This window comes from Schumannella sp. GW821-FHT10F01 (assembly GCF_058809295.1).
In genome coordinates, this window is record NZ_JBXASM010000027.1 from 1 (window position 1) to 3729 (window position 3729).

Genomic DNA, 3729 nt, shown 5'->3' on the forward strand with positions numbered 1-3729 from the left:
GGACGGCTCCGGCGCGATCGGCTGGAGGGCGACCGGCTGCGGTGCCGGCGGCTGCACCCCCGGCTGCTCCACGATCGGGCCGGCGGCCTGCGGAGCGGGCGACGGCTGCGCGGGCGGGGTCGCGGCCGGCGTCGCGTGCGGGTCCGGCACGCCGGTCTGCTCTCCCGGCGCCGTCACGGCGGCGCCCGGGATCGGCACGCCCGCTGCCGGAGCCGCGGGCTGGATGACCGGCTGGGGATATGCGTTCGGCCGGGCACCGGGCGGGGCGGCGACCGGGCGGGCGACGGGCTGCTGACTCGTCGGCGGCGCGAGCGGCTGCGAGGCGAGCGCACCGGGCGCGATCGGCACGCCGGGGGCCGCCGCGGCCGGGGCTCGGTCCGCGCGCGGCATCCGCTCGCGGCGGGGCACGCGCACGACCAGGGTGCGCGCGGCGCGGTCGGCCCAGCTGCGTCCGAGCCCGCCGCGGTCGAACGCGGACGACGCGATGACGACCCAGGCGCCGACGACGGCGACGAGCCCGCCGACGCCGACGATGAGGATCCGGACGGCGCCGCGGCCGACGCCGGGCGAGTACGGCGCATCGGCGCGCGCGGTGCGGAGCCGGAAGAGCGCGTTGCCCGGCGTCGCGCCGGTGCGCGCCTGGAGCACCCAGAGGAACAGGGCGGACTCGAGCAGTCCGAGCGCGCCGAAGATCCAGTTCGCGCCGAGCAGGCCCGCCGCGGCGGCGACCGCCGCGATGACGAGCACGTCGACGGTGAACGCGCCGAGCCGCGCGCCGGCGCGGGCCGGGGTGCCGGCGAACCCGGCGGGCAGGGTCGGGTCGGTGCGGCGGATGGCGGCGCGGCTCACCGGGAGCGCCGCATTCGGCATCCCGCCCGGCATCCGGCCCTGGGTGCCAGGCTGCGCGGCGCCGGGCTGCGCGGTGCCGGGCTGCGCGGCGCCGTCCGGCCTGCCGCCGAAGCCGTGCTGCGCGGCGAAGCCCTGCTGCTGCCCGGCCAGACCTTGGGGCTGACCCGAGAAGCCCGGCGGCGGACCCGCGAAGCCCTGCTGCGAGGCGCCGGGCATGCCGGGCGCCGGAGGTGCGCCGAAGCCCGGCGGCGGTCCGGGCTGTCCGCCGGAGCCGGGGCCCGGCGGCACCGGCGGCACGCCGCCCGCCGTCGCGGGTGCCGTGGCGACGCCGCGCTGGGGCACGCCGCACCAGATGCAGCGCGGGCTGCCGGCGGGGATGGTCTGCCGGCAGTTCCAGCACAGCCCGGGAGGGCCGGCCTGGGCGTTCGGGGCCGGCGCGCTCATCCGGCCATCATTCCACGAAGAAGACTCAGGGCATCCGCCGCGAGCAGCCCGGCGGGCAGGGCCAGCGCCACCGCGAAGGCCTCGGCGATGTCCGCGGTGCGCGACCAGCCGAGCGAGTTCGCGCCCCGCGCGACCGGCACCACGATGAACGCGCCGACGATCCCGGCGAGCAGGAGCCCGCCCGCGGTGAGCAGGTCGACCGGCGACGGCAGCACCTGCATGGCGCCGATCGCGCCGATCGCGAGCACGAGGCCGGCCGAGGCGCGCGGGATCCAGCGCAGCAGGGGCGACGCCGAGCGGCGCGGCACGAGCAGCAGCGCCAGGGCGAGCAGCGCGATGAGCGCGATCTCACCGCCGAGCACGAACGGATCGCGCACGTCGGCCGCGAGCACGATCGGCACGCACACCACGGGGATCGCGCTGAGCAGCGCGGTGCCGACGGCGAGCCGCGCGCTCGAGGCCTCGACCACGTCGCGCACGTAGGCCATCCGCACCCGTCCCGGGTCGTCCGGGATCGTGCCGCGCACCGTCCACCGGCTCGACATGAAGCGCGAGTAGTCGATGAAGTAGCCCTCGGACACGTTGAGCAGCGTCGAGGGCAGCGCGCGGAGCATCGGCGCGACGGCACCGGCCGACACGGCGGCGGCGGCAGCCGGGCCCCAGCCCATGAGCAGCGCCAGCCCCCACACGGCGACGAGGCCGAGCAGGATCGCCGTGGCGGTGCCGGCGGCCGCACGCAGCCGCGCGCCGCGCATGGTCACGACGAGCAGGGCGGAGAGCACGGCCGCGGCGAGCAGCCCGGTCACCGCCGCGAGGTGCGCGGCCGACGCCAGGTCCGGCGGCACGGCGACGACCCCGGACGCGAACGCGAGGGCGAGCGGACCGGTCATCGCCACGGACCCGACGGCGCCGCCACCGCCGGACTGCCGCGACCACACGACGGCGGAGGCCGCGGCGGCCGCCCCGAGCACGGTCGCGACGGCGATCCGGATGATCGGCTCCGCGAACGGACCGCCGAGCGGGGCGCCGAACTCGATCGCGACGACGACCGCGGCGAGCGCCGTGAGCAGCCACCACGGGCTGCCGAAGTCGACGCGGCCGGCCGCGCCGGCGCCGCGCCGTCGTCGCGGGGCCTCCGGCCGGACCGTCAGGTCGACGACCGCGAAGAGCGCGCCCTCGGCGAGATCCGCGCCGGTGACGCTGAGCTCCGCCTCGCGGCCGCTGCGCTCGAGCACGACGTGCCGGCCCGGCTCGAGGCGGATGCCGAGCAGCTGGAACGCCTCGGCGAGGGAGTCGTCGAACGGGAGCGCGAGGTCGAGCCGGCGGTCGCCGTCGAGCACGGCGATGCGCCGACGGTCCGGGACCGGATTCGACACGGCGTCAGACCTCCCCCGCGCTCACGACGACCATTCTGCCGGGGTCGCGGTCGAGGCGCCTCCGGCGAGCCGAGATGCTCAGGCCTTGAAGCCCGCGGCCGCGGCCGCGTCGGACTTGGCGAACGCGTCGGCTGTCACGTCGGCGCCGGCCGCGATCCGCACGAGCACCGCGTTCATGTGGTTCAGCGTCGCGGTCCACTCGGCGTTCGCGGCGTCGTACTGCGTCTGCGCCGAGCCGGACCATGCGGCGCGCAGCGACGACATCTCGGCGCACAGCTCGCCCATGGCCGCCTCGATCTTCGCCGACTCGGAGCGGAGGTCGGCGGCGAGCGCGTGGAGTCGCGCCGGTCCGACGCTGAGGTCGCCGGTCATGCTCCGCCGCCCATCATCGAGCCGAGGCCCTTGATGACGGCCGTCTGGTGCTCGTCCACCGCGTGCTGGTCGCGCTCGGTCGCGGCGAGGGCGCCGCGGAGCCCGGCGAGCACGGCCTGCAGGTGGCGCACGTCCTCATCCCACTGCGCGATGAGCGCGCCGTAGGAGACGCCGGCCTCGCCCTTCCAGACGCCGGCCAGCTCGCCGAACGACGACTGCACCCGCGCGGCGCCGCCGGCGATGCTGGCGCCCGCGGCGTCGAGCGCCGCGGTGCCGCGCGCGAGCGCGCCCTCCTCGGCGGAGATGCGGTCGGTCATCGGGCCTGGCCCTTCGGGAGAACTGCGGAGGTCGCGCCACGACGGGATCCGGGTGGCGCGGCCTCCACGCTAGACGGGAAGCGAGGAATCCGCAATCTCGCGGGCGCGCCGTTCAGGGCGCACCCGGAGAGCGGGATCAGTCGTCGTCGCGGCCGCCGGCCGCGGCGCCGTTCGACAGCGGGCCGAGCTCCTCGTCGTCCTCGAGCCGGGGAGCGAGCGGGCCGCCGAGGCCGCGGCGCTTGCGCTTCTCGGATGCGCCGCCCGCGCCGGCACCGCCGGCGCCGCCGCCCATCATGCCGCCCGCGCCGCCGCGGCCGGTCGCACCGGAGGCGCTGCGCGCCGCCGCATCCTCGGCCGACATGCCGCCGAGC

The 3729-nt window shown here is 78.2% G+C and carries 5 protein-coding genes; all 5 read right to left on the reverse strand.

Annotated features, from left to right (window positions below; all coding sequences use genetic code 11):
* The coding region (locus AC1RSJ_RS16575; protein WP_493119581.1) for an RDD family protein at window positions 1-1293 on the reverse strand (1293 nt) is incomplete at its 3' end.
* Window positions 1290-2669, reverse strand: coding sequence for a hypothetical protein (locus AC1RSJ_RS16580; RefSeq protein WP_493119582.1), 1380 nt, complete (start codon window positions 2667-2669; stop codon window positions 1290-1292). The genes AC1RSJ_RS16575 and AC1RSJ_RS16580, both read right to left, overlap by 4 nt.
* Window positions 2670-2747: 78 nt before the next feature.
* Window positions 2748-3041: a WXG100 family type VII secretion target gene (locus AC1RSJ_RS16585; protein WP_493119583.1), complete on the reverse strand. Its 294-nt coding sequence runs from the start codon at window positions 3039-3041 to the stop codon at window positions 2748-2750.
* On the reverse strand, window positions 3038-3358 hold the full coding sequence (locus AC1RSJ_RS16590; RefSeq protein WP_493119584.1) for a WXG100 family type VII secretion target: 321 nt from the start codon (window positions 3356-3358) through the stop codon (window positions 3038-3040). Before AC1RSJ_RS16590 ends, AC1RSJ_RS16585 begins: the two co-directional genes overlap by 4 nt.
* Before the next feature lie 136 nt (window positions 3359-3494).
* Window positions 3495-3729, reverse strand: a 235-nt coding sequence (locus AC1RSJ_RS16595; RefSeq protein WP_493119585.1) for a hypothetical protein, incomplete at its 5' end; no start/stop codon positions are given.

Bases quoted from the DNA above. Each gene is read 5' to 3' on its own strand.
- AC1RSJ_RS16590 (WP_493119584.1), bottom strand. From the start codon at position 3,358: ATGACCGACCGCATCTCCGCCGAGGAGGGCGCGCTCGCGCGCGGCACC.
- AC1RSJ_RS16585 (WP_493119583.1), bottom strand. From the start codon at position 3,041: ATGACCGGCGACCTCAGCGTCGGACCGGCGCGACTCCACGCGCTCGCC.